Source organism: Caballeronia sp. LZ003, from assembly GCF_031451465.1.
GTDB lineage: Bacteria > Pseudomonadota > Gammaproteobacteria > Burkholderiales > Burkholderiaceae > Caballeronia.
Window position 1 is genome coordinate 1 of sequence record NZ_JARUXJ010000240.1, and the last position, 24,315, is coordinate 24,315.

The following is a 24,315-nucleotide window of genomic DNA, read 5'->3' on the forward strand; positions in this document are numbered from 1 at the left end:
TTTGGACTGAAACCCATGCGCACGCCCGAAGACGAAGACTTCCACGATCTGATTGCCGAGAGGTACGAGCGTACATCGACTGTCTTAACGAGTAATTTGTTACGCGGTGCACTGCGTAACAAATTGGTCGTTATGATTGTCGAGCGTGCCTCATACCGGCGGCTGACGAGTTCGAACAGCAAGTCGGCATGGCGATTCGAGTACGAGAGGTAGCCGACCTCATCGATCACCAGGATGTCCGGCGTCGCATAGTAGTGCAGACGCCGACGCAGCGCCGAGTCGCTGTCGAGCGCAGCGAGCTCACCGAGCAGTAAGCGGCTCGGCACAACCGTTCCCCAGTGCTGAATATTTCGACGCATGATGAACGCGTTCAGCTTGACGGAGACAGTCAGCCATGTCGAACGCAGCGGGCCGTACCCATCCCCATCGCACGTATGCGCAAGAATTCAAGCAGCAGGTGATCAGGGAGACATTGGAACCCGGCATGTCGGTGTCGATTGTTGCGCGACGGCACGACATCAACGCCAATGTGGTGTTCGCATGGCGCAAGCAATACCGTGACGGCAAGCTGATCATACCTGCACTCGAAGCTGGGCCGAGCGTGTCCAGCACGAAGCTACTGAGCGTCGACGTGATCGACTCGATCGACTCGGCATTGGTACTGCGGCCGCCTAAGCCGGCAGTGGCGTCGCAAGCGACGAGCGGCGCACCGATGTCGGCGCCCGTGTGCGAGATCGAGGTGGAGATCGGCAAACGGCGTGTGAGGATTCGCGGCCTGTCTGCCGAGCGCGCTGAAGCGTTCCTGGGGGAATGCCTGAAGTGATCGCGCTGCCGGCAGGTACGCGCGTTTGGCTCGTGGCCGGCGTGACAGATATGCGCTGCGGCTTACAGGGGCTGGCCGCGAAAGTGCAGACAGCACTCGAAGAGAATCCGCTGGGTGGCAACGTATTCATTTTCCGCGGCCGCCGCGGGAGTCTCGTGACATACGGCATCCTTTAGTTAGAAGCCTGGCAACTTGAGTGACTTCTCTGCTTCCTGTCGAGTCTTGAAGTGAGGCGGCCGCCGTTCCTTGATGGCTCGTACACCCTCCTTAACGGTTTCGGAATCGAGCGCGGAAACAGGAACCTGCCAGGGCGCCGAGGGCATGAGTTGAGTCGCAGGCAGTATTCCCTCGCGTATTAGGCGGTGAATCGAGCTCCCGTAGATTCCCAATCGTCGTGAGGCTTCTTCCACGCTGATCGTTTCCGCGTGTGACGCGGTGGGATCGAATGGCGCAATGCCCAGCCGTTCACGCATTTCGATAACACGAACCGTGGTCCAGGTCGTGCCGTCCGGTGATTTGCATCGCATGCGGTTCATGGTCACCGCAAGCTCCCTGTCGGGCCACTGCCCACCAAGCTTGCGCATAACTTCAACAGCACTGAAGTGTTGACCAGATGGATATCGACCAATATTCACGCGTGCGACGCGCAGCTCCGTGTGCCGACCGCCGGTCCAGTGAACTGTGGCTACTGCTTCATTCGTGTTGTCGTCTAAATTAATCACGACTTCCTGAATGAGAATACGGGTCAGCCGCTGCTTTCTTCGCATATCGGTGCCCGGCGAATTCCACGTCGCAGGGAGATCGCGCGCGAGCGTCACCAACTGCGTCTGGTCGATCGCAGGCCGGCTCGCAACTTCACGGTCCAGAAGCGCTGCGCGCTCTTCGAGGTGAGCGACATGCTCAAGGGCCGCATTCCATCGCGCTTCAAGCTCGCGTGCAACCAATCGTTTCGTCGGATCGACAACCTCATACCGGCGTGCGGCAAGAGAGGCATCGTAGCGCGCTTCCTCGAGCTCGCAGGCTAACGCGCGACGCGCATCGTCGCCTGCGCGCGATGTTTGCTGCGCAGCGCGAACGGCTGCTTCGACCGCATGCTCCGAAACCGCTTCGAGAATTGCGGCTGCCACCGCTTTTTCGATCCGTATTCCACCGATTCCTATACAGCGAAATGCTCCGACATGTGCTTCATCGCCACGGCAGTAATAACGATGCGCGTGGCCGGCTCTCATGCCGTAGTTGACTCGCATCATTCGACCGCACCTGCCACATCGCGCCAAGCCAGTCAGCAATGCCCGCCCGCCGCGAGCAGATCGACGGGAAGCCCGCTTCTTCATGTGCGTGTTCTCGGGAATCATCCTTTGATGCTCCTCGAACTGATCCCACGTGATGTACCCTGGGTGATGGTCTCGCAACAGGACGCTCCAGTCTCTCATCGGCTTGGAGTGGCCTTCGGTCTTACGGGCCCGCCCGTCGACGACGGTGGTGCGTTGGGTCGTCCGTTCAAACACATACGCCCCAGCATAAACCGGATGTTCCAGAATCTGCACGACCGTGTGATATGCAGGTCGGCTCCATTCGATCCTGATGCCGGCGGGGCCGTGTCGTGTGACGGGCAGCTTGACTTCTGATTGTATGGCCCATAGCAGCACCTGACGAGCACTTCCGAGTTCGCGAAACTTACGGAAGAGCACCCGGATGGACTCGGCAACCCGTTGGTCTGGATCGATCTCGATCTGCCCAAGCTCGTTCCAGCAGTAGCCCGGAGGTAGCGCGAAGCGTAATTCGCCACGCCGAGCCTTGGAATCACGGGCAGCGATGCCGCGCTGCCGTAGCAGACTGAGTTCGTACTCCGACATAGTGCCTTTTAGTCCAAGCAGGAGCCGGTCGTTAAGCAGTCCGGGATCGTAAATGCCGTCGTGATCAACCACGACCGTGCCGACCAGTGCGCAAAGGTTAATAAGATGGTGCCAATCGCGACCATTGCGCGCGAGTCGTGAAGCCTCGAGGCAGAACACGGCACCGACGGATCCGGCACACACTGACGCGACTAGCTTCTGGAATCCGGGACGCTCGATATTGCCGGACCCTGAGCGTCCAAGATCATCGTCGATCGTTGTTACCGAAGCAAAGCCCATGGTCCGCGCAGATTCGGCGAGCGCGTACTGACGATTCTGGCTCTCCGTGTGTTCCACTACCTGACTCATGGTTGACTGCCGGACGTAGACTATCGCACCACGGCATAGATGCTCAGCGGTGATCTTCTGGCTCATCGCGTTCCCCCGGGTCGTTTGTGTTCATCGGTTTGCCCAGCGCTTCCAGCAGAAGTGCTGCGAGTGCTTCGATCACTTCTTCCCGTCGATTCCCCACGATGCCTGCGTTGAAGGTTGAATCCCGGTCCAGTTCCAGCGGAAGCTGGACGCCGGGTTCTCTTTGTCCCGATGGGCAGTTCAAACTCCTCTATATGAACGGCCCCTTTTGCACCATCTTTCTCATGTTTGACAGAGCAGGATAGGTTGCAGCTCTATATGCGACCTTGTTGCAGCCATACATCCGCTGCGGGTCCCTATGAAATCCGCTGACTCGTGCCTCATTCCACCTAAGAGCTCGAAGCTCGTTGGAATTTTCAGGTTTCACGAGTCCCGGTCCTACCTGTGGTGTCATTACACTCGATTGCCAACGCAACTATAGGCCGACTATCCTGCTCAGAGGATTGCTTTTCGAAGGCAACAACGACTGCTCATACCGGCTTCACGCTCGCGTGATCTTTACTGTAGGGTCGATCGTGCGCAAGTATGGCCCAGATCATTCGTGCCATCTTATTGGCGAGCGCCATTGCGGCGATCTTCAATGGCCGCCGCTTCTTCAGTTGATCAAGCCATTCTCCAGGCTGTTTCATATGACATAGAACACTGCGAGCACCATGGATCAGCAACGTTCTCAAATAAGTGTCGCCACGCTTGCTTATGCCCAGCAGCTGAACTTTTCCGCCAGTTCCCGTTTGGCCGGGTACGAGGCCGAGCCACGCGGCAAACTCACGGCCCGATTTGAAAGAGGCGGGATCACCCATGGTTGCGACAGCCGCGGTCGCGCTCACAGACCAACGCCGGGTATTTCCGCAATCGCCCGAGCTGCCTTGTCTTCCTTCAACCACGTCTGCAGCCGTCGTTCAATTTCAACGATCTGCTCATCGAGTTTGGTTAAGCCATTCCATTGTTCGCGGAGCGTATCGATCAGCATAGCCGGCAGGCGCTCCGACAACTTAGCCAAAACGTCCGGCATGGCCTTGTTCAGCGCGTTTCGTGCCTTGCCCATCACTTCACCATATTCGGTTAGGAGTCCGCGCAGGCAGTTTATCTGCATGGTACGGAATTTCACCAGTTGCTGGCGCATGCGATGCATGGCGAGGACCGCTTGCTGTCCCTCGGTTTTGACGGCAACCGCCTTACTCGGCATCTGTGCTGCCATCCAGATCGCCCGCGCATCTGCAGGATCGTTCTTGTTCCCGATGTTGAAGGCCTTAACGAACTTTGCGGGCATCAGTTTGACTTTGTGTCCCATCTTGATCAGAGCGCGGGCCCAGTGCTGCGCGCCTCCGCATGCTTCCATCCCGACTAGACACGGTGCGCGGTTCGCGAAATGCTCAAGAAACGTCGACCGCTTGATCGACCTGTTCACGATCTCTCCAGTGTCGGGATCGATCCAGTGCATCTGCATCACATTCTTGGCGATATCCACGCCGACGGTCGTATAGTTCATTTCGGATCCTCCGGTTGCCTGTGAAGATCATGATCTTCCAATCTGGGCACTCTGATGCCGTCGGCCCGTGAGGATCCACCCTGCGCACGCTAAGAGTGGGCGGGGCCGTTCATATCATTCCACCTGTGGGCGGCTAAATTCCCCCAGGCAGGACCAGCGGATTATGCGTCGGATTCCTCAGTGACTGCAAGCCTGGTCGCTGCTTCCCGGAGGCGATAGCTCTTTCCTTCAAACTCGAGGAGTTTGGAGCGATGCAGGAGACGGTCAAGAATCGTCGAGGCCATGGTGTTGTCGCGAAGGTAGCGTCCCCAGTCCTGGACGATGCGGTTGGATGTGACGAGAATGCTGCGGCGATGCTTGTATCGTTGGTGAACAAGGGTCTGCAGCAGTTCGGCCGCGGCATCGGGGATGCGTTTGGCGAGGAACAGATCGTCAAGCACGAGGAGTTCGGGCTCAACGAGTGCCTTGAGCAGACGGTCCTGATCGGCCCGCGTTTCCACAGCATAGCCGGCGAACACGGTGTCGGACTCGACGTAGCGCACCTTCATTCCCTGCAGGGTGGCGTTTAGGCGATGGCCTCGGCGACGTGGCTTTTGCCGGTGCCGGTTTTTCCTATCAGCAATGCGTTGTCGCTGTCGGCGACGAACTTCAGGGTGTGTAACTCGAAGCAAGCCTGACGAGGTACTTTGGGGTTGAAGGACCAGTCGAAGTCACTCAAGGTTTTTCGCTCGTCCGGACCGGACTGCTGATAACGTCGTTCGAGAAGCCTGGATTGCCGCCGATCGAGCTCGTCCTGCAGAATCATGGAGAGGGTTTCGAGGAACGGCTGCTGGCTGGCCTGGGCTTGCAGCACCCTGGTTTCCAGCGTCGCGCTGATGCCAGACAGACGCAGTTCGCGCAGGGCGCGGTCAATTTCAGCGAGGCTCATGCTCAAGGGAGATCTCCGTTGGGTGATGACATGGCGGCGCTATGACTGGCGCCGAGGGTGAACAGGTCGGCATAGTCGTCGCCGTCCCGGATGAGGTGATGTTCCTGAGTCAAGGGCAGTTCGCCCTGAAGGGGCGTGTCCAGGTCAGCCAGCGCCTGCTCCAGCAGACGCTCGGTCAGCGCTTTGACCTGCTTGTAGCTGGTCACACCTTCTCTCATAGCGATCTCACATGCCAAATCGATCAGGCGGCGGGGATACCGACGGACGAGACCGACGATGCCCCAGAGCTTGCGCTGACCGATTCGCCCTTCGGTGTCGAACAGTTGCTGACACAAACGCTCGGCGGACGGCCCGATCGCCTTTGCCTGCAACAGGATGCGGCGCGTTTCCCGAGAGGGATTGAACGGTCGCTCATCCTGCGGCAACACCACCGATCCCGGCTTGTCGGCCAGAACGTGCGTGCGCAGCAATGCCTGTGTCTGCAGGTTACGGACTTCCAGGCGACGGGCAAACTTGCGCACGAGCACCCGGCTGCCGATGGGAGCCGGTCGGGCGGCGTAGCTGCTGTGATCCACCCCTACGCATGTGTCGTCGCAGACCGTGTAGACCTTGTCGGTGAAGTATTCGAAACCGCGTGCGGGCAAGGCACGCAGATGGGGGCGCTCTTCCTCGAACATCGCCTGAACCTGGCGGCGGGTGCTGCCGTGGATCCTCCTGGCCGTCCAGTTCGATTCCCATTGATCAAGGAAGGCGTTTTGCTCCTCGATCGATTCGAATCGTCGCCCCTTAAGAGCCGTGCCCTTGGTGTGCTGGATCGCGTTCTCGACGGTGCCCTTGCGATTCGGATCCCGTACGCGGGCTGGGTCCGCCACCACGCCGTAGTGAGGGAGCATGGCGGCATACACCGGATTGAGCTCCGGCTCGTACAGGTCCGGTTTGACTACGCCTTCCTTCAGATTGTCGAGAACGACGTACTGCGTGACGCCACCAAAGTGACGCCAGGCCTGCTCGTGCAGTTCAGCCCACACCTGTTTGCTGGACTTCCACACGACGCGGCGGAAGCTGCGCCGCGAGTAACGCAGCGTCATCACTAATGTGGCGCACGGCCGTATGTGGCCATGATCGCTCCGAGCTGCTCCTGTCAGTGAGAATCGCGGGATGACCGCCACATAAAATCCTCCTAAAGGCTACGCAAGAAGTCCATTAGTGTTGGCTGTGAGCGCCACGACTTCCTCGCACGTTGAGTAGTTGGAGCGCAACTCGCCAGCGCTCTCGCCTTCGTCTCCAGGTCTATCTCCGCGTAAACGTTCGTCGTGTTGAGGCTGGCGTGACCAAGCCATCCGCGGATCGTGTTTATGTCCACACCGGCACGCAGTAGATGAGTGGCTGTTGTGTGCCGAATGAGGTGCGGGCTGACCCGCTTGGACGCCAGAGAAGGAGCTTGCTCTCTGGCCCGCAGGGCGTAGCGTTCGATTAACGTGTGGATGCCGAATCGAGTGATCGACTTGCCATAGCGATTCAGGAATACCGGTTCAACTGGATCACGGTCAACTATCAACGGATCGAGTAGATTGAAGGTTGCAGGCCACAATGGGCATATCCTTTGTTTCCCACCTTTTCCGGTGATACACGCGCACTTTCTGTAGCTGTCAAGATCGCGAATGCGGAGCGACGCTGCCTCGCTTGCTCGCGCACCAGAATTGTAGAGGAACATCAACAAAGCGTAGTCGCGGCGGCCCTGTGCTGTTTGACGATCCGGTGCGTTCAGAAGAGCTTCCATCTCCTGCTTCTCGAGATAGCCAATTGTTGCCTGGCTCGCCTTCTTGTAGGGAATCGCGCGGATTTGCGCACACCAACCGATATGCTCCGGACTGTGCTCGCCGACGAATCTAGCAAGCGCGTGGAGGGCGCCGAGGCGCTGATTTCGAGTTCCGGTCCCACAGTGACGTTTCTCTTCAAGATGTGAGAGAAACGCGCGCACCAACTTTGGTGACAGGTCCAGAACGCGAAGTTGATCGACCGGCTTAGTGAGGTTCTTCGCCATGAACGGCAACAGAACCACCAGCATGTCCCGATAGCTTCGCTGCGTGTTGAGCGCGAGGTTCCGTTCAGAAACTAGATACTCCAGAAGAAAGCGACGGAGCCACGGTCCCAGCATTTCCGTGTTACTCATGATCGATCTCCGATGCATACCGCTCGAATCGAGCACTGGCTTCGCCGAGCAACTCTGGCGTAAGGGTAAGGTATCGCTGCGTAGCCACGATGTGTACATGACCGAGATAGGTCGCGAGATGCGGTAGCAACCGTTGAACATCTTCGCCACCGCGATACCAGGCAATGACGCGATGAACAGCCGCCGTATGCCTCAGGTCATGAAGTCGAGGTTGATTTCGCGGTCCGCCTGCGCGTTCGATACCAATGGACCGGCAGAGGTGCCGGAACGTCCTTTCGACTGCCCCGCGTGACAACGGCCTGCCGTCCTTGAAGATGAAACATGGAGCATTCTTATCGGAGCAGAATACTTTTGAGCATGTTGGTCGACTTCAAATGCTTGTGATGCGCGCGCGGCAGCCGGTAGAACGTCAGCGTTTCGGCAATGTTGCCTTCCACCCACTCGACGAGCTTCGGATATTTGCCCTGCCACTTGGTAATCCACGCCGCGAGATCTCGCTGCCCCTCCTGCAGATCGCGTCGGTCGTACATCCAGCGCAGTTCTTGCAAGCAGTCGTCATCGGCCTTGCGCGGCAGGTAGTCCAATGCGTTGCGCAGAAAGTGCACATAGCAGCGCTGCCAGGCGGCTTCGGGCAGCACCTCACCGATCGCCTTCTTGAGCCCCGCGTGGTCGTCCGAGGCGAAGAACTCGACGCCTGACAGGCCACGCTTCTTTAGCGCCAGAAGGAACTCTTTCCAGCTCGATTGGCTTTCGCGGTTGGCCAGTTCCACAGCCAGCACCTGCCGATGGCCTTCCCAGTTGATGCCGATGGCAATCAGCTGTGGCGCGACAATCCTGATGAGAGACCGTGTTGCCTCACGAGAAGATGTTACTCCAGCCAAATTGTCGTCTTCCGATTGCTTTTGCGTTGAAGGTTGGCGCTGCGTAGCGGCGCTAACCTTCAACGCATCGGCGTCGCTCAGTATCCGGGTCACCAGTTCTCGTGCACGGTTTGATCTCCATGCTTTAACGCGGCGCTGCAGGGTGCGCAGCTGCGCACTGGAATACATCGCGGGTGCCAGCGCGACGAGGCGCTCGTGCAGTTTCCTTGCTGTAATGCCGGGCTCGGATTCGAGCCATTTCTGGATCGTCGCCCACGTGTGCTCGAACGGATCTTGCCGGTTGCGCCACGTATGGGGCACGCCGGCCTTCCGCTGGTGGGTTGGTCTCACCTCACCGTCCTGCCACGCTGTTCCGAGGCTGACCAGGAATTCGGCCAGGGCAACGCGCTCAGGTGTCTCTGTCTCGGCCGGTGGGATGCCGCGTTCACTGCAGGTCGCAACGTGCCGCTGTGCTTCACGCATCCGAGACAACAGATCCAGCGGGTCGAGCGCCCTGAATCGAGTTCGGAGTTTGCGTTTGGTTGCCGCCGGCACTGAGGCCGATCGTAGGACGCGCTCGAGCGGCGTCAAGGGCGATTCATAGTGCTTCGTCACCTTCGCGCCGTGACGTGTCTTGGATTTCAGCTTGAACGACGGTTGGAAGAAGTTGATATAGAGCCGGGAAACCTGGTAAAGGGAGGCAAGGATTTCCGTGGCCTCCAAACCTTGCAGCCGTCCGTAGCCGACTAGGCGGCGAACTATAGCGCCATTCTTCTGCTCGACCCACGCCTGGTCGTTCTTCTTATACGCACGCGACCGCGTAAGCTCGATACCCGTCGCTTTGCAGAAGTCAAACACCGTCTCGTTCATGAAAGCGGTATCGTTGTCGCAATCCAGACCGCGCAGAGGAAAAGGCAACGCATGGCGGACCTGCTCGATATACTCCAGAACGAATGCACCGCTGCGAAACGGCATGGCCAGGCATTCGGTCCATCCCGTCGCAATATCCGTCATTACAAGCGTGTGCACAAGTTCGCTGTCGACTTTGCCGCCACCGCAATGCTGCACGAATTCGATCTCGAAATAACCGGGCAGTGGATTGTCCCAGTCTGAGAAGGTCCGGATCGGCACGGCACGGCGAATAGCACTGCCGACTCCGCTGGCGCGTCGGCGTTGGCCGCCAAAAGCCTGCTCGCGAACGTCGTGCAGCAGTCGATCAATCGTGGCGGCGCTGATCTGCTTAAGCCGCTGGTGGACGCCCTTCGATAGTGACAGGTGACCATGCCTTGTCATCGACTCGATTAGCGTCGGGATCAGCGCTTTGAGCCGCTTGCCGCAGATCCGGTCAGCGGCCTCCCAAAGGGTAATCAACGCGGCGCGCACCTCATCGTCATAGCGTTTCGGCGGGCCGGGCTTTATCTTTGGCGCCCGCAACTCTCGGCACAGCACACGGATCGCGTGCTTCCGATGGTAACCCGTCAACTCAACAAATTCGTCCAGTATCTGGCGTTTCTCATTCCGGTCAGAACGGCGATAGCGCGCGCCGACTGCTTCAGTCAATTCTCGTCGTGTTGTCATGCTGAGCCGCCTGGTCATAAGTCGCTCCCGCCTGCATTCTGACGGGTAGCAAATTACATGAGGCAACGACCCTCGTCTGGTAACAAAAAACCTGAGTCAATGCGCCGGTAGAAGTAATTGTCGCCGGACAGCAGGTAGATGTCGCGCGAGTACCAGAGCACCATCACGAAGGCCATCAATGGCCGACGCGCGCGACCGATCTCGACATATCCGAAGTGGCCCCAGTCAACTTGAGCCTGCTCGCCTGGCAAGGTGCGCAGCCGCAGGAAGGCCTCGGCGGGCTTGCGTGGGCGATGCAACGCGAGCATGTGCCGGAAGTGATCCCGCGCCTCCTTGTAGCCGCGCTCACGCACCATCGCGTAGAGACGGCTGCCCGTAAGTGTCGGATACTTCTCCAGCGTCTGTCGGATGAACGGCAGGTACGGCTCAATCATCGAGGGCTTCGGCGTCGGGCCGTATCGCGGTAGTCCGGCGCTGGCGAGCACACGCAGCACCGTCTCACGGTGCACGTGCAACTGCTTCGCGATGGTGCCGCAGGGCCACTTCTCGACGTGGGTAGAGACGCAGGATCTGCGTCTCGAGCTCAACCGGAACCGTCATCGGGGCCTCCGCGATCAGAACGACGGTCGAAGGTGTCGCCTTTCGCCGTAAAGGGGCCGGGTGTTTTCGGCGTAATGGTGCCAGCGAAAGGCGCCTGATTCGGGGCTCGAACGGGGATCAAGAATCCTTGTTTTTACCTCCTTTCGCAAGTGCTGATTTGTTGCTTTCGGGGATCGGACGAGGGACGCGATAGCTTTCACCGTCGAGCACGACGCGGTATGCCGCATGTCGCAGGCGATCAAGCGTCGCGGCGCCGAGCATTTTGTTGGTCGCGAATGCGTCGCCCCATTCCGTAAAATCCAAATTTAATGCGGGGTCTATTTTTATGCGGGGCCCCCTTCGCAGAGGCCCGGTCGTGCTTTACGTTTGATGCCTTCTTCTGTGCATAACAGTCGATGGTGTCAAAGAGGCAATCAGGGCATCGGTCGCTCTAAAGCGTCCCGATCGCAGCGTCGGAGGAGTGACCGCCTCAAGCGCCTCCAGTTTCACGGAGGGGTCGGCTCGGGTATATATCTCCGTCGTTTGCATATGCGCGTGTCCAAGCCAAAGAGAAACCTTGCGCGGATCTTGGGTTGCCTCCAGGATCCTAAGCGCGCAAGTGTGCCTCAATAAATGCGGAGAGACGCGCCGGTTGCTCAAGGACGGACAACGACTAGCTGCAGCCCGGGCATGTTTGCACAGGATGTACTCGAAACCGGCCCGAGACATGGGCTCACCACGTGCGTTCAGGAACAGTTCAGGAAACGGCGCCGGGCCTCGGACCGCCATCCACGCGCGTAATGCTGATGTCGTTTCTCTCCAGAGCGGTAGGCAACGCTCCCGCCGTCCCTTTCCGTGAACAAGAACGCTCGGGTGTGGTCCAAGTTGGATGTTGTCAAGCCGCAGTCCGACGAGTTCCGAGACACGTAGGCCTGCAGCGAAACATAGATGCAACATGGCACGATCGCGAATTCCGTCACGTTGCTTAGGATCGGGGGCGTCAAGGATACACTGCATCTCTTCAATGGTGAGATGCTTGACGAGACGCGCATCCGCTTTCTTTGATGGAACCGCCAGAACCCGCCGGATGTGCTCCAGCGCTGTCGGGGAACGATATTCCATGAAGTGCATGAATGACTTGATGGCTGCAAGGCGAGCGTTTCGGGAACTCGGCCCGTTGTGCCTCTCCTTCTCCAGATAGTTCAGAAACCCGACGATCAGATCGGGTTCAAGCTGCTCGAGATGCAACTGCGATGGGGAAACCTTCAAACGACGGCTAGCATACGTGAAGAGCAACTTGAATGCATAGGCGTAGGAGTTGTCACTGACCGGCGTTATGGAGCCATTCCGGGATCGGCGTATTGGCGCCACCCGATGATCGGCGCATAGGCGCCAGCGCAGGATCGGCGTTATGGCGCCAGTCCGTGACCGGCGTAAAGGAGCCAGTCGACGATCGGCGTATAGGCGCCACCGGCGCCAGGTGTTGAACGCGATTCGAACTTTCCAGATGGGTACGCTCCGTTCTTTCTGAACGGAGTGTCCATGACCAACCGGAGGTTCGAATTGTTTGAGTACCGCCAAGTCCTTGTCCGCATGCGGCAAGGCGATTCCGATCGCGACATCGGGCGTAGCGGCCTTATGGGGCGCAAGAAGTTGACCGCTGTTCGTCGTATGGCTGACGAGCGCGGCTGGCTGAATCCCGGGCAGCCGTTGCCTGACGATACAGTGATTGCCGGCGTGTTTGGCCGCACTCCACATTTGCCGAGCACATGCGTGTCCACGCTCGAGCCGTTTCGTGAGCAGATCCGTGACTGGCATGACGCCGGCGTTCAGGGCACAACGATTCACCACGCGCTGAAACGCAACCATGGCTACACCGGCAGCTACTCGGCGGTGCGCCGTATCCTGCTGGGCCTGAGGGCCGAACGCGGCGTGCCGGCCACAACGATCCTTGAGTTTGCGCCAGCAGAGGCCGCACAGGTCGACTTCGGCGCCGGGCCGGTACTGGCACATGAATCGGGCGCACAGATCAAGACGTGGTTCAATGAAATGAACGCGCCCCACCACCTGGAAGAACGATACGAAGAAGTCCTACTTTCGCCGGCCGAAAGCACCAGTGCGTGCAATGGAGGATCATGAAGTCATTCGCAAGCTAACCGGAGGTCCAAAATGAGTCGTGCGGCAGTGGGTGTGGACATCGCGAAAAACGTCTTTCAGGTGTATTACGTCGATCAGACAACCGGCGAAATCGTGAACAAGTCTATTAAGCGGGCGAAGTTCCTTGAGTTCTTTGCAAATCGCACGTCGTGCATGATCGGTATGGAAGCGTGTGGTGGTGCGCACCACTGGGCCCGACGCCTCGTGAGGATGGGCCACAATGTGAGGCTTATTCCGGCACAGTTTGTTAAGGCATTCAACATTCGAAACAAGAACGACGCGGCAGATGCTCATGCGATCTGGCTCGCCGTACAGCAGCCCGGCAAGCCTGTGGCAGTGAAGACTGAGATCCAGCAGGCAATGCTCGCGCTGCACCGGATGCGTCAGCAGCTCATAAAGTTTCGCACAATGCAGATCAATAGTTTGCGCGGACTACTGACGGAATACGGAGAAGTAATGGGCAAGAGTCGTGCAGCCTTAGATAAGGCGATGCCGGACGTTCTTGGACGGGTTACCGAGCAATTACCTGCAATGGTAATCGACACGCTCCGCGAGCAATGGAACGGGCTGGCAAAGCTCGACGAGCAGGTGGCGCTGATTGAACGCCGAATACGCGAGTGGAAGAAGGAAGACAAGGCAGTCAAGGCGATCAGTGAGATTCCTGGTGTGGGACTACTTACGGCCACGGCGGCAGTCGCCACGATGGGTGATCCAAAGGCATTCAAATCTGGTCGTGAGTTTGCTGCCTGGGCTGGCCTTGTGCCAAAGCAGACCGGCTCCGGTGGCAAGGTGAACCTACATGGCATCTCAAAACGCGGCGACAAATATCTGCGAACGCTGCTGATTCATGGCGCACGAAGCGTGTTGACACACGCGAAGGATCCCGGCCCGTGGATCGAGCATATGAAGAAGCGTCGGCCGCTCAACGTAGTGGTAGTAGCGCTGGCTAACAAGATGGCGCGCACGACCTGGGCTGTTCTTGCCCATGAGCGAGCCTATCAGAGAGACTATGTGAGTGTGAAGCCGGTGTAGACGGCCTACGCGGAGTCGAAGGTCAACGTTTGATGCGGGGTGAAAGTCGAAAGGTTGCGCAGGCAACGTATGTGATGACAAGACAGGTCGGACCGGCACTCGCAAAACCTGAATGACGAAAAGAGCGTAAAGCTCGCTGGTTCAATGAGGTGCGAGTCAGCGGATTTCATAGGGGCCTGCAGCGGTGGCAATGGCTGCAACAAGGCCGGATATACAACTGCAAGCCATCCTGCTCACGTTAGTGCATACAAAGCTCGTGCAAAGGGGCGCGTTCATATACTTCGTCATGACCCTCTGCTGGTCGCGGCACCAGTATGTTGAGCTCGTGCTCGATCAGACCGTCGAGACATGGCTGGCCTGCCACCGCCGCGCTTTCGAGTGGCTCGGCGGCTGTCCGGGTCGCGTCATCATCGACAACGCGAAGTGTGCAATCACCAGAGCCTGCATGTACAGCCCGGAGGTCCAGCGCTCGTACGCCGCGCTCGCTGAGGGATACGGCTTCCGGATCGACGCATGTCCACCGCACGACCCGCAGAAGAAGGGAATCGTTGAGTCGGGCGTCAAGTATGTCAAGAAATCCTTTGTACCACTGCGCACGTTCCGCGACCTGACCGATGCCAACCGGCAGTTGCGTGAATGGATCATGCAGCAGGCCAGCACGCGCGAACATGGCACGACACGCGAGCAGCCGCTGGTGCGCTTTGCCATCGAGAAGCCGCTGCTCACGGCGCTGCCTGACGTTGCGCCGGTGCTGGCTGTTGGAGCGAAGTCAAGGTGCATACGGACGGACACGTCGTCTACAAGAAGGCGCTGTACTCCGTGCCGTTCACGCTGGTTGGCAAGAGCCTCTGGCTCAAATCGACCGATACGGTTGTACAACTGTTCCATCACCACGAACTCATTGCAACCCATCCGCGACTGCGCAAGGCAGGTGATCGCCACACGGTGCGTGACCACCAGCCGCCGGCGGCGCAGGCGTGGCTCGAACACGATCCGCAGTGGTGCCTGGCTCGCGCCAAGGAAATCGGGCCATCCTGTCACGCGCTGGTTCTCGCGATGTTCAACGACACGGTGCTGGTGAACCTGCGTGGCGCGCAGGGCATCGTCCGTATGCGCGAGAAGTTCGGCGATCAGCGACTGGACGCCGCGTGCGAGCGTGCGCTTGCATTCGCTAGCCCGAAGTACCGCACCGTCAAGACCATCCTCGACAAGGGACTGGACAGCCAGCCCGCCGCGGCAGCGGCGCAAACGTCAACGGCTCCTGCTGACACCTATCTGAACGGCGGCCGCTTCGGTCGTGACCTCCACTCCCTTCTCCTGCATTGAACATCATGAACCCCAGTCCCGAACTGAATACGATCCTCAAGCAACTGCGTCTGTCCGGCGTACTCGACTCGCTCGAGCAGCGCAACCGTCAGGCGATCGACGGACAGCTCGCCTACACGGAATTCCTCGCCATGCTCCTGCACGATGAAGTCGCGCGGCGGGACCAGAAGAAACTCGGCGCGCGTCTCGTGCGCGCCGGTTTCGGGCTAGGCAAGACACTGGAGACCTTCAACTTCGACCGGCTGCCGAAGCTCAACCGCGCGCACATTCACGATCTCGCCACCGGTCGTTACATCGACGAGAAGGTGGCAATCCTGATGGTCGGTCAAACAGGCGTCGGCAAGTCTCACATTGCCCAGGCACTGGGCCACTGCGCTGCACGTCAGGGGCGTGACGTGCTGTTCGTCACGCAAACCGATCTGATCAGGAAACTGCATGCGGCCCGGGCCACGGGCCTCTACGAACGCAAGTTCCAGCAGTTCGTGCGCGTGCCGTTGCTGATCATTGACGACTTCGCGCTCAAACCTCTGCGCGCGCCACACGACGAAGACTTTCACGACCTGGTGGCGGCCAGGTATGAGCGGGCGGCTACCATCTTGACATCCAATCTCGACCTCAGCGAATGGGGCGATGCCTTCCCCGACAATCGGGTTCTCGGCGTCGCGACACTTGACCGGCTACGCCACGGCGCATATCGAATCGTCATCGAGGGCGAGAGCTTCCGCAAGCCCAAACCGATGCCTGAAAACGGCGAAGTCGCCGTTGCAAAATCCAGTAAAAAACCGCATTCTTGAGGCCGTTCGAATCCGCGTTTGACACCACTTCCAACTGGCGCCATTACGGCGATCATCCCCGGCGCCTTAACGCCGGTCCGTGACAGGAGTCGCAGGTGTTGACACTGGCGCGACGTTCGACGGGAAGGCGTTGCTGAAGAAACGCCGTGATATGAGGTGCGATTAGAGTCATGACTGCACTCCAGTTACGAGGGTCTCACAACGCTCTGCGATGTCCCGCATCAGGGTCGGCGTTGCATCCAGATACCAGTAGGTCGCGGATATCGAGCTATGTCCAAGATAAGTTGAAAGCGCAAGCATGTGCTTCGAGATGCGATCACGACCGTCCGGACAGCTCTCCAGTGCTCTCACTGCAAACGTATGGCGCAAGGAGTGTGGCGTCGGCTGCGGTAGCCCTAGTTCGCGCGGCAAGCCAATTCTGGTGGCCACGGTTCGGAATGCGCTCTCGACGTCCTGAATACGTAGGGGCTTTCTGCGCAGAGAGATGAAGACGTGATCGTCGAACGGGGCATAGGGACACCGCATCTCGAGGTAGCTTCCCAAGCCCACTCGAGCCGTATCGTGCAGTGGCACGATACGGCTCCTGCGGAACTTGGAACATCGAATAACCAACCCGTCCTGCGTGATGTCATCAAGGCGCAGATGAATGGCTTCTGACACTCGAAGTCCTGTGCAGGCGAGTAGCGCGAAAAGCGTGCTGTAGGTCCGTCGTCGCAACGAGCGATACCCTGATCGGGACGCTTCCTCCACGAGACGCCTGATCTCGTCTTCCGAAAAAATGTACGGAACCGGGCGCGGTGGTTTCTCTCTGCCAAATACCGGCAGTGGCACTTCGTGGCGCTCGTCCTCGGCGCGGGCATGCCGGGCAAAGCGAATTACTACGCCGAGTCTGCGGGCCCGTTGAAAGACCGATTCGGTCAGCCCGGCCCATTCGATGGCGGTCGCCGTGCGAACGTAACGCTCGCTGCGCGCGTCCGCGAAGGCAGCGAAGGTCCGCAGGAGATTACCATCAGACTTCAGCGCGAATCCACAAGCACGACGTATCGTCAGATACGACTCCACGGCTTCAGATAACATGGCTGTACCTCCGGCCAGGGTTGAGCCATTTCCTGCAGCATGGCGATATCCACCTTGGCGTAGATTTGCGTGGTCTCGATGGAACGGTGACGGAGCACCGCTGCGATGTCCTGCAGAGAGGCGCCGTATCGCAACATTGACGTGGCTACTGAATGACGAAGCACATGGGCGGCACCGCGACTCGGGCAAGTAACGCCGGCCCGACGCATAGCCTGTTCGACGATGACCGAAACTGCGGCATGAGAAGCAAACGCACGAAGCGGAGCTCGGGAACGGAGAAACAATATGTCAGTTTCTGCGGGAGGTCTCCCTTCCTTCAGGTAGTCGACAATTGCACCCCCAACCTCTTGGGTCAGGGGCAGCTTCGTCAGACGTCGTCCCTTGCCGCAAACAGAAATCCACGCGCCTTTCCAGTCAATGTCATCGACGCGCAGTTCCACGATGTCACCAGCCCGCAGTCCCAAACGGGCGAGTAAAAGCAAAATGGCGCGATCCCGTTTGCCTGACGGCGAAGTCGGGCTGCACGACGCAATTACCCGTTCTACTTCTTCCGGTTGCAGATACCGGGGTAGAGCAGAAAGGCGCCAATGAGCCACTACCGGAATAGCAGCAGCGAGCCGACTGTCGCATTTCCCTTCAGCGATCAGGAAGCGAAAGAACATGTGGAGGGCTGTTGTACACCTCTTCGCCACGGCCCATCCTCGATCTCGGGTTTGACTCAGCACAAACTGGCGTACGCTCTGGGCGTCGTATTTGCCAGAATCCTCCCCTAGCGTTGTGAGCAAGGCCCGGATCGTCAAACTGTAGTTATACAGAGTGATATCGGCGGTTCCCCGTTGTGCGCGCATCCAATCACAGAAAGAAATGAACAAGGCAGGAGGTTGCGTCGCAGGCTCAACGGTCGAAGCTTTGATCACGCCAATACGCTCGAGATGCTCAAGAAACAACCGGCCGCCATTGAGCAAATCCAGCCGGTGCGTATGTCCGTAGCCCGGACATCGGCATCGGAGCAAATGCTCGTCGAAACGCCGCAAAATCACCTCATTCGGCGTGTCGTAGGGCAGACGTTTGACTTCGGCCCAATAGAGGAGATGTTCCGCCGCTCTGATATGTCGTCGAGCAGTGATCTCGGCGTAGCCACAATCTTCTAAAGCCTGTGAGAAGCGCTCCAGCAGAGCACCACCGCGCCCTTCTCGAAGCTCTTGCAATCGCTGTGGGGAAACAAAGTATGCTGCCAACATGACGTCCTCCTGTAGTGGCGATCGGCCACGAAAGACGTCATCATTATGCGGAGAAACAGGCGTTAGATCTGTCGCGTTCGCGGCCCTCTGAGATTGACACTTCGCGTAAAAATGGACTCCGCATTAAATAAACCGTTTAAGGAGTGGTCGGACGTGTTCCCGAACGCGGCCTGCGTGGTGTCGCTGGTCGACCGCCTCGTGCATCGCGCCGAGGTGATCTCAATCGAGGGCGAATCGTATCGGCTCAAGGAAGAGCGTGAGCGCAACGAAGCCCCGGCCAGGCAGCGCAAGTCCCGCAAGCCCCCCACGAAGAAGGAAACCGCGTGATGACCCGCCCCTTATTGCCATCGGGGCACCGTCGCGGATTGCCGTTCACCGTTCCCGACGACTGGACGCCTGAGCAGGCACTCGCCGTGTTCGAACTGCTCGAGGATCTCCTCGTCGTCGTGACCGACTTCTGTGGCGCTCAGCTTAACGACCTGCTGGCACGAGCGTAAGCGGTCCATCTTCGACGTCTGGCAGTGAGCGACAGTAGCGAGGACCATAGGTGTCCACCTATCTTTGTGAACCGACCCCCAAATATTGGACACGTTGACGTTAGTGCTGCTTATATTTCATTCTGTATTTGACTGGGCTCAGTCCTCGCAATCTTAGCTTGATTCGATCATGGTTGTAGTAGTTAGTGGATGTAGTCTTCGATGCCGACTTGCAGCTCGTCGAGGTTGCGAAACCTGTTTGCGTAGAAAAATTCAGACTTGAGCGTTCCGAAGAAGCTCTCCATCGTGGCGTTATCAAGGCAATTTCCTTTGCGCGACATGCTCCGCCTGACTCTCTGCTGTTTCAACCGACGGCTATAGACAGGCATCTGGTACTGGGCGGATTCAACCGGTCGTCGCAACACTGGATTGTTGAACAGATTTCAGGTACTCGTCCAGGGATTCCGCAGGCGTCTTCCATCCGAGCGTCTTCCGGGGCCTTGAGTTCAACGTATTAGCAATGGCTTGAATCTCTCGAGCATTCCACCCGGCACAGGTCTGTACCTTTTGGGAAGTACTGCCGTAGAAGGCCGTTCGTGTTTTCATTCGTACCGCGCTGCCATGGGCTTTGCGGATCCGCGAAGAATACCTGCACGCCGGACTTGATAGTGAAACGGGCGTGATCGGACAGTTCCTTTCCTCGATCCCAGGTTAATGATCGCCACAGCTCAGCAGGCAAGTCAGTTACCGTCTTTTTGAGTGCGTTGGCCAGCGTGACAGCCCCGTAGCCTGCTAGCGCGGGTCCGTTCTTCGTACGCGGAATCGATCCATAGCCTTTCTCGCGGGGCAAATGCACGAGCATTGTGAAACGACTTGATCTTTCCACTAGCGTACCGATGGCAGATCGGTTCAGGCCAATGAGCAGGTCGCCTTCCCAATGGCCCGCCACTGCGCGATCTTCCGCCTCTGCAGGCCGACTGCAAATCATCACCTCTTCGCTGTGTGCCCAAGCCTTGGCACGCGCTCTCGCTCGCGGAACGCGCAAGGCTCGGCCAGTGCGCAGGCAGCCCACCAACTCACGTTTAAGCGCGCCGCGCCCCTGAATATAAAGCGCTTGATAAATAGCTTCGTGAGAGATGCGCATTGATTCACCATCCGGGAAATCGACCTTCAACCGATTAGCAATCTGTTCAGGTGACCAACCATTGACCCACTTTCGGTCCCCGCGATGTGGCTTATTCCGCCCCTTAAACGGCGTCTGCTTGGGCCCATCAATTTTACGGCCGTCAGCGTCATGTACCTTGCCTTCCAAGCGCTCCTTTACATATTGACGCAGTTCTACGTTGGTCGCCAGTTTCGCGGGCTTGGGTCGTTTAGCGAACCGTTCTGCCTTCCACTGCGCCACTGAAGCACGGTACTCGAGACACCCACTTCGTGTCGCAGCATTGCGCCTAAGTTCTCGTGATACGGTTGATGCACTTCGTCCGATACGACGGGCAATCTCGCGCACACCGACCCCCTGGACAGAGAGCAGCGCTATCTCTTCTCGCTCAGCGAACGACAAATATCGACCAGCAATAGGTTTGGACATGAATAGTGGCATGCCGCCACGATAGCGGAACCAGCGCGACCCAACCGCTTGCGATGCGCCTACCGCCTGCGCGGCCTTCTCGCTTGTAATGCCAGTGGCGATCTGTTGCCAGAAGCGTCGCTCGACCTCGTTTCCAAGCGATGGCGCACCTGGCGAGTACATCGCTGCTCGACCTGTCAACCGGTACCCCTGCTTTGCACTTCGCACCATGCAACACCTTCTCGATTGAAGGTGTTGCGACGACCGGTTGAATCCGCCCTGCCAGCCTTGGACGCCCTTCTAAAGGTCAAGGGGCAATTTGAGTCTTCGCGATCTCGCGGTTGCGTTGCCGGATTACGTAGTAGACCTCCCGCGCGATATAGCGCTTGAGGCAGCGGATCGCCTCAAGCTTTGAATGCCCCTCGCTGACGCGTTTGGCGACGTAAGCCTTCGTGCGAGCGTCGGTTCTCAAGCGACCGATCGCAATGATGTGCAACGCGCTGTTGGCTGCGCGATCTCCGCCTCGATTTAGTCGATGTCGCGTCACCTTACCGGAAGACGCAGGCACAGGGCTCACGCCACAAAGGGCGGCGAAGCTGGCCTCTGACTGAAGCCGACCGCAGTTGTCGCCGGCGGTCAATAATAGTTGCGAGGCCGACTCGTAACCAATCGAATTTCGCGAGACAAGATCTGGGGCAAGTTCGTCCACGAGCGTCGCGATCATGACGTCGAGGTCGGCAATCTCGTCGTGCAGCTCCAGATATCGACGTCCCAGTGACTTCAGTGCAATTCGGCAAGCGGAGTTCAGGTTGCGATAGTCGGACAGATCCGGACGCCACGCAGCCAATGTTCGGATGAGCTGCATTCGTGTCATCGCGCGTAGTGATTCACGTAACTCATCGGGCGCGCTGATGATGGTACTGTGAATCAACTGCAAAGCAACGCGCCGCGCCGAAATGGCCGTCTTCCGACAGACTTTCAGAACGCGTAGCGATTCAATCATGCCATCGCGCGTCTTGGGCGTGACCGTACGCACACCGGCGAAGGCAGCATGAGCCGCGTTGTAGGCATCCAGCGTATCGTCCTTGCCACGTTTGCGCCGGTCGCTTTTATCCGGCGCGGTGACCTCCAGCACGGTTACGTGTGCGTGCTGTAGGTAGCGCAGTAAGCCCGCGCCATAGCTCCCGGTGCACTCGACGCCGACCCGGACAAGCTCGCCGAATGAGCGCATCCAAAGCAACATTTGCTTGTACCCGTGTCGCGTGGTTGGGAAGGATTCGCTGCCGAGAAGGCGATCATGTTCGTCAACGACAGCCGCGAAATGCAGATCCTTATGCGTATCAACGCCGCCTACAATGCTGCGAGGGCCAGCAGTAGTCTGTTCTTCTTTCATACAGCCTTGCTCCGGTTGCCGATGGGATATAGGCGATCTCACCGGCATCGAGTACCTGGACAAGACAGTAAAGTGACAGAGCGTCAGGCCCTTCTTGGGTCACACGTATCGACGAGGTGAAACCTCGCCGTTCGGCAGTTCCAGACGACCGACGGGTCCAGGGAAAGACATTGAGTCGATCGGAATGCGGGTCAGGTCGCCCGGAACGCTCTACGGCACCAGACCTCTCCCGAAAGCCCCTTGTTTCGAACGGGGACCGGCCGGAAACATCCGGTACCCGTATTTTTACTATCCGAATGCAGTATCGGCTTGTCACGTGGCCCAAGCCTCGCGAAGGCCTTGTTCAGCATCGTGTTGACCATGTCGAATAGCGGACGTCGTGCCATCTCATGGGCGACGATTTCGCCGTTATAGAGGTCGAGAACCGGAGAAAGATAAGCTTCTGGCCGCCAACGTTAAACTGGGTCACGTCCGTCACCCACTTCTGGTTGGGGCGCGACGCACCAGATTGTCGCTTCAGTACGTTGGGAGCTATCCTGCCGACGTTCCCTTTGAACGACTTGTACTTTTTCGGTCGAATGCATGACTTCAGGGACAGCTCGCCCATGAGACGCTGTACCCTCTTATGGTTGATTCTGTCGCCCTGGCACCGAATGGCAGCCGTGATCCGACGATACCCATAGCGGCCCTTGTGCTGCTCAAAGAGCGCACCGATACGCTCCTTCAGGCTCGCATATTTGTCCGCGGCCTGTAGTACCTTCTGCTGGTAATAGAAAGTGCTGCGGGCCAAGCCGGCCACTTTAAGGATAGCTGCCAGCGGGTAACGCTGCCTTAGTTCAAACACGATTTGCGCTTTTTCTGCCGCGCTGTTTTCGTATTCGCTCGAACCAAGGCATCGAGCTTTTTTAGATATTCGTTCTCCATGCGCAGTTGCTTCACTTTGGCAAGCAGATCCTCGCGGCTGCGGTCCGCATCCGCAGCCAGCTCCTTTTTTGATGTCGGTATTTTCGGCATTCTGAAAGTAGAAGTTGCAGGCCGTGAACGTCCCGCGGCCAAACTGCCGTCATCATTCTGCTGCTCCCACACGGCGATGATATTGAAGTTACGAACATTCGAGAGCGCTGCGACCTGACGGAACGAAAGACCTTCCTTGCGCATCCGCTCCACGACCGCGCCCTTGAATTCGGCGCTATATCGCACGCGGCTGGTTCTCGTGCGCAGACCTTCCTCGCCGTGCGCTTGATATGCTGCTATCCATTTTCGAAGTGACGAAACGTCCACAGCGTGACGGGCTGCGACTCTATTCAGTCCGGCATGGCCGGCGCAGTAATCCTTCGTTGCCGACAATTTCTTCTTTTCGCTGTATTTCACCAAAACACCCCACAAAGGGTGTCCAACTTCGTGGGGTCAGTTCACTTGAGGTGGACACCTATGACTGGCATGGACTCAGAGTTGGCAGTAGTGCGTCGCAGCAGCGATGGCCGTCGCCGCTATGACGAAAAAAGTAAACGCGCCTTGATTGAGGCAGCACTTCGTCCCGGAGTATCAGTCGCCGGTCTGGCTCAGCAGCACGGCATCAACGCCAATCTGCTGCGCAAGTGGATCGCGAAGTACCTGGTGGATCGCGAGAAAGGCATTTCGTCAGCGTCGCGGCCTAATGGCAACGAAGAATACAACCCGCCTCGGCCCGACGAGTCGATTAATGACGTGGCCGTCGATCTGCCAGGGTCGCACCAACCCGTCCCCGTCGCGGTTAAGCCGTCTGCGTTCGTGCCGGTCGTTTCAGCGTCGCCGACACAACCGTCCACACCGCCATCGATGACACTTGCCTTGCATGTGCGTCTGTCGAACGGCGTCGAGCTTGAACTTGGCGGGGCAATCGCGACCATCGACGAATTGACGACCATGGTTCAGATTCTGGGGAGGATGCCGTGTTCCGGTTCGACGACGATCTGAAGGTCTATCTGCACCGCGATCCCGTCGATTTCCGCTACGGCATGAATAGCCTGTCGATTCTCGTCGAGCAGTCGATGCGCCTGAATCCGATGGACACTTCCCTATACATCTTCGGAAACCGGCGTCGCGATCGGATAGAAATCCTTGGCTGGGACGGCAGTGGTTTCTGGCTCCTCATAAAGCGATTGGAGAGAAGCCACTTCATCTGGCCCGACAACAAGGCTGAGATCGTGACGATGACCACCAACGTGCTGCACGCGCTACTCGACGGCGATGACATCACCGCGATTCGACGGCATCCGAAGCAGGAATATCATCGCGTGAGCTGAACAGTGAGGCGGCGTGCAGGTCTAACCGCCATGCCGATCAACGTCACGATCACCGCCGAGGAACTGAAGGCGTTGCTTGCCGAGCGCGATGCTGCGCGTGCATTGCGAGAAGAACAGGAGGCATTACGCGGCGCTTTGCGGCTCGTGACGGCCGAGCGCGATCTCGCCGAGGAGCGCCTCCGAGCCTATCGTCGCGAACTGTTCGGCGCCAAGAGTGAAGCACGAGATTCTGATCAACTTGGCTTGTTCAACGAAGCCGAGGTGCTC

The 24,315-nt window shown here is 58.4% G+C and carries 14 protein-coding genes and 15 pseudogenes; 12 read left to right on the top strand and 17 right to left on the bottom strand.

What is annotated here, in order from left to right; translation table 11 throughout:
- Window positions 1-99: pseudogene (locus QCE79_RS39640) on the top strand (ATP-binding protein); the annotation flags it as partial.
- A 23-nt stretch (window positions 100-122) separates the two neighbouring features.
- Here QCE79_RS39640 and QCE79_RS36865 read toward each other — a convergent pair.
- Window positions 123-359 (bottom strand): annotated as a pseudogene (locus tag QCE79_RS36865) (ATP-binding protein); the annotation flags it as partial.
- A 35-nt stretch (window positions 360-394) separates the two neighbouring features.
- Between QCE79_RS36865 and tnpA the strand changes: the two are divergent.
- Both tnpA and tnpB (QCE79_RS36875) read left to right on the top strand, forming a co-directional pair.
- Window positions 395-823: an IS66-like element accessory protein TnpA gene (tnpA, locus tag QCE79_RS39645; protein ID WP_404989500.1), complete on the top strand. Its 429-nt coding sequence runs from the start codon at window positions 395-397 to the stop codon at window positions 821-823.
- Window positions 811-999 (top strand): IS66 family insertion sequence element accessory protein TnpB, encoded by a 189-nt coding sequence (gene tnpB, locus QCE79_RS36875; protein WP_404989501.1) that lies wholly within the window; start codon window positions 811-813, stop codon window positions 997-999. Before tnpA ends, tnpB (QCE79_RS36875) begins: the two co-directional genes overlap by 13 nt.
- On the opposite strand, the gene QCE79_RS36880 is transcribed toward tnpB (QCE79_RS36875), so the two are convergent.
- The 10 genes and pseudogenes from QCE79_RS36880 to QCE79_RS36925 form a co-directional block, all read right to left on the bottom strand.
- The gene (locus QCE79_RS36880) at window positions 1,000-3,093 is read right to left on the bottom strand and encodes a recombinase family protein (RefSeq protein WP_309853408.1); all 2,094 of its coding nucleotides are present in this window, start codon (window positions 3,091-3,093) and stop codon (window positions 1,000-1,002) included.
- A 467-nt stretch (window positions 3,094-3,560) separates the two neighbouring features.
- Window positions 3,561-4,579, bottom strand: a pseudogene (locus QCE79_RS36885) (IS110 family transposase).
- 161 nt (window positions 4,580-4,740) lie between these two features.
- Window positions 4,741-5,507 (bottom strand): annotated as a pseudogene (istB, locus tag QCE79_RS36890) (IS21-like element helper ATPase IstB).
- 2 nt (window positions 5,508-5,509) lie between these two features.
- Window positions 5,510-6,625, bottom strand: a pseudogene (gene istA / locus QCE79_RS36895) (IS21 family transposase); the annotation flags it as partial.
- Window positions 6,626-6,687: 62 nt separating this feature from the next.
- Complete coding sequence (locus QCE79_RS36900; protein ID WP_309853410.1) at window positions 6,688-7,680, bottom strand: tyrosine-type recombinase/integrase; 993 nt, start codon at window positions 7,678-7,680, stop codon at window positions 6,688-6,690.
- Window positions 7,673-8,002: pseudogene (locus QCE79_RS36905) on the bottom strand (tyrosine-type recombinase/integrase); the annotation flags it as partial. The pseudogene QCE79_RS36905 and the gene QCE79_RS36900, both read right to left, overlap by 8 nt.
- A gap of 22 nt (window positions 8,003-8,024) precedes the next feature.
- Window positions 8,025-8,498, bottom strand: a pseudogene (locus QCE79_RS36910) (transposase); the annotation flags it as partial.
- A gap of 1,751 nt (window positions 8,499-10,249) precedes the next feature.
- Window positions 10,250-10,718 (bottom strand): annotated as a pseudogene (locus QCE79_RS36915) (IS21 family transposase); the annotation flags it as partial.
- Window positions 10,719-10,835: 117 nt separating this feature from the next.
- Window positions 10,836-11,024, bottom strand: a pseudogene (locus QCE79_RS36920) (ATP-binding protein); the annotation flags it as partial.
- Between the two features lie 54 nt (window positions 11,025-11,078).
- Complete coding sequence (locus tag QCE79_RS36925) at window positions 11,079-11,828, bottom strand: tyrosine-type recombinase/integrase (protein ID WP_309853434.1); 750 nt, start codon at window positions 11,826-11,828, stop codon at window positions 11,079-11,081.
- 411 nt (window positions 11,829-12,239) lie between these two features.
- Between QCE79_RS36925 and QCE79_RS36930 the strand changes: the two genes are divergently transcribed.
- From QCE79_RS36930 to istB (QCE79_RS36945), 4 genes and pseudogenes are all read left to right on the top strand, one after another.
- Window positions 12,240-12,836: a hypothetical protein gene (locus tag QCE79_RS36930; protein WP_309853412.1), complete on the top strand. Its 597-nt coding sequence runs from the start codon at window positions 12,240-12,242 to the stop codon at window positions 12,834-12,836.
- 30 nt (window positions 12,837-12,866) lie between these two features.
- On the top strand, window positions 12,867-13,886 hold the full coding sequence (locus QCE79_RS36935; RefSeq protein WP_309853414.1) for an IS110 family transposase: 1,020 nt from the start codon (window positions 12,867-12,869) through the stop codon (window positions 13,884-13,886).
- Between the two features lie 277 nt (window positions 13,887-14,163).
- Window positions 14,164-15,212, top strand: a pseudogene (gene istA, locus QCE79_RS36940) (IS21 family transposase); the annotation flags it as partial.
- A gap of 5 nt (window positions 15,213-15,217) precedes the next feature.
- Complete coding sequence (istB, locus tag QCE79_RS36945) at window positions 15,218-16,006, top strand: IS21-like element helper ATPase IstB (RefSeq protein ID WP_309853417.1); 789 nt, start codon at window positions 15,218-15,220, stop codon at window positions 16,004-16,006.
- A gap of 168 nt (window positions 16,007-16,174) precedes the next feature.
- Here istB (QCE79_RS36945) and QCE79_RS36950 read toward each other — a convergent pair whose 3' ends face one another.
- A complete protein-coding gene (locus tag QCE79_RS36950; RefSeq protein WP_309853419.1) occupies window positions 16,175-17,083 on the bottom strand; it encodes a tyrosine-type recombinase/integrase in 909 nt (302 codons plus the stop codon).
- On the bottom strand, window positions 17,053-18,324 hold the full coding sequence (locus QCE79_RS36955; RefSeq protein WP_309853422.1) for a site-specific integrase: 1,272 nt from the start codon (window positions 18,322-18,324) through the stop codon (window positions 17,053-17,055). Before QCE79_RS36955 ends, QCE79_RS36950 begins: the two co-directional genes overlap by 31 nt.
- Before the next feature lie 126 nt (window positions 18,325-18,450).
- Between QCE79_RS36955 and QCE79_RS36960 the strand changes: the two are divergent.
- Both QCE79_RS36960 and QCE79_RS36965 read left to right on the top strand, forming a co-directional pair.
- Window positions 18,451-18,651: pseudogene (locus QCE79_RS36960) on the top strand (ATP-binding protein); the annotation flags it as partial.
- A complete protein-coding gene (locus QCE79_RS36965) occupies window positions 18,651-18,821 on the top strand; it encodes a hypothetical protein (protein WP_309853424.1) in 171 nt (56 codons plus the stop codon). The pseudogene QCE79_RS36960 and the gene QCE79_RS36965, both read left to right, overlap by 1 nt.
- A 100-nt stretch (window positions 18,822-18,921) precedes the next feature.
- Here the strand turns inward: QCE79_RS36965 and QCE79_RS36970 are convergent.
- The 4 genes and pseudogenes from QCE79_RS36970 to QCE79_RS36985 form a co-directional block, all read right to left on the bottom strand.
- Window positions 18,922-19,198, bottom strand: a pseudogene (locus QCE79_RS36970) (IS3 family transposase); the annotation flags it as partial.
- Window positions 19,199-19,205: 7 nt separating this feature from the next.
- Window positions 19,206-20,601, bottom strand: a pseudogene (locus QCE79_RS36975) (IS30 family transposase).
- A gap of 76 nt (window positions 20,602-20,677) precedes the next feature.
- On the bottom strand, window positions 20,678-21,763 hold the full coding sequence (locus QCE79_RS36980; protein ID WP_309853425.1) for an IS110 family transposase: 1,086 nt from the start codon (window positions 21,761-21,763) through the stop codon (window positions 20,678-20,680).
- Window positions 21,764-22,053: 290 nt separating this feature from the next.
- Window positions 22,054-23,137: pseudogene (locus tag QCE79_RS36985) on the bottom strand (IS3 family transposase); the annotation flags it as partial.
- A 57-nt stretch (window positions 23,138-23,194) separates the two neighbouring features.
- On the opposite strand from QCE79_RS36985, the gene QCE79_RS36990 reads away from it, so the two are divergent.
- From QCE79_RS36990 to QCE79_RS37000, 3 genes and pseudogenes are all read left to right on the top strand, one after another.
- On the top strand, window positions 23,195-23,719 hold the full coding sequence (locus QCE79_RS36990; RefSeq protein WP_309853427.1) for a transposase: 525 nt from the start codon (window positions 23,195-23,197) through the stop codon (window positions 23,717-23,719).
- Window positions 23,695-24,048, top strand: coding sequence for an IS66 family insertion sequence element accessory protein TnpB (gene tnpB / locus QCE79_RS36995; protein WP_309853429.1), 354 nt, complete (start codon window positions 23,695-23,697; stop codon window positions 24,046-24,048). Before QCE79_RS36990 ends, tnpB (QCE79_RS36995) begins: the two co-directional genes overlap by 25 nt.
- 30 nt (window positions 24,049-24,078) lie before the next feature.
- Window positions 24,079-24,315: pseudogene (locus QCE79_RS37000) on the top strand (IS66 family transposase); the annotation flags it as partial.

Bases quoted from the DNA above. Each gene is read 5' to 3' on its own strand.
- tnpA (WP_404989500.1), top strand. From the start codon at position 395: ATGTCGAACGCAGCGGGCCGTACCCATCCCCATCGCACGTATGCGCAA.
- tnpB (WP_404989501.1), top strand. From the start codon at position 811: ATGCCTGAAGTGATCGCGCTGCCGGCAGGTACGCGCGTTTGGCTCGTG.
- QCE79_RS36880 (WP_309853408.1), bottom strand. From the start codon at position 3,093: ATGAGCCAGAAGATCACCGCTGAGCATCTATGCCGTGGTGCGATAGTC.
- QCE79_RS36900 (WP_309853410.1), bottom strand. From the start codon at position 7,680: ATGAGTAACACGGAAATGCTGGGACCGTGGCTCCGTCGCTTTCTTCTG.
- QCE79_RS36925 (WP_309853434.1), bottom strand. From the start codon at position 11,828: ATGCACTTCATGGAATATCGTTCCCCGACAGCGCTGGAGCACATCCGG.
- QCE79_RS36930 (WP_309853412.1), top strand. From the start codon at position 12,240: ATGACCAACCGGAGGTTCGAATTGTTTGAGTACCGCCAAGTCCTTGTC.
- QCE79_RS36935 (WP_309853414.1), top strand. From the start codon at position 12,867: ATGAGTCGTGCGGCAGTGGGTGTGGACATCGCGAAAAACGTCTTTCAG.
- istB (WP_309853417.1), top strand. From the start codon at position 15,218: ATGAACCCCAGTCCCGAACTGAATACGATCCTCAAGCAACTGCGTCTG.
- QCE79_RS36950 (WP_309853419.1), bottom strand. From the start codon at position 17,083: ATGTTATCTGAAGCCGTGGAGTCGTATCTGACGATACGTCGTGCTTGT.
- QCE79_RS36955 (WP_309853422.1), bottom strand. From the start codon at position 18,324: ATGTTGGCAGCATACTTTGTTTCCCCACAGCGATTGCAAGAGCTTCGA.
- QCE79_RS36965 (WP_309853424.1), top strand. From the start codon at position 18,651: ATGACCCGCCCCTTATTGCCATCGGGGCACCGTCGCGGATTGCCGTTC.
- QCE79_RS36980 (WP_309853425.1), bottom strand. From the start codon at position 21,763: ATGAAAGAAGAACAGACTACTGCTGGCCCTCGCAGCATTGTAGGCGGC.
- QCE79_RS36990 (WP_309853427.1), top strand. From the start codon at position 23,195: ATGACTGGCATGGACTCAGAGTTGGCAGTAGTGCGTCGCAGCAGCGAT.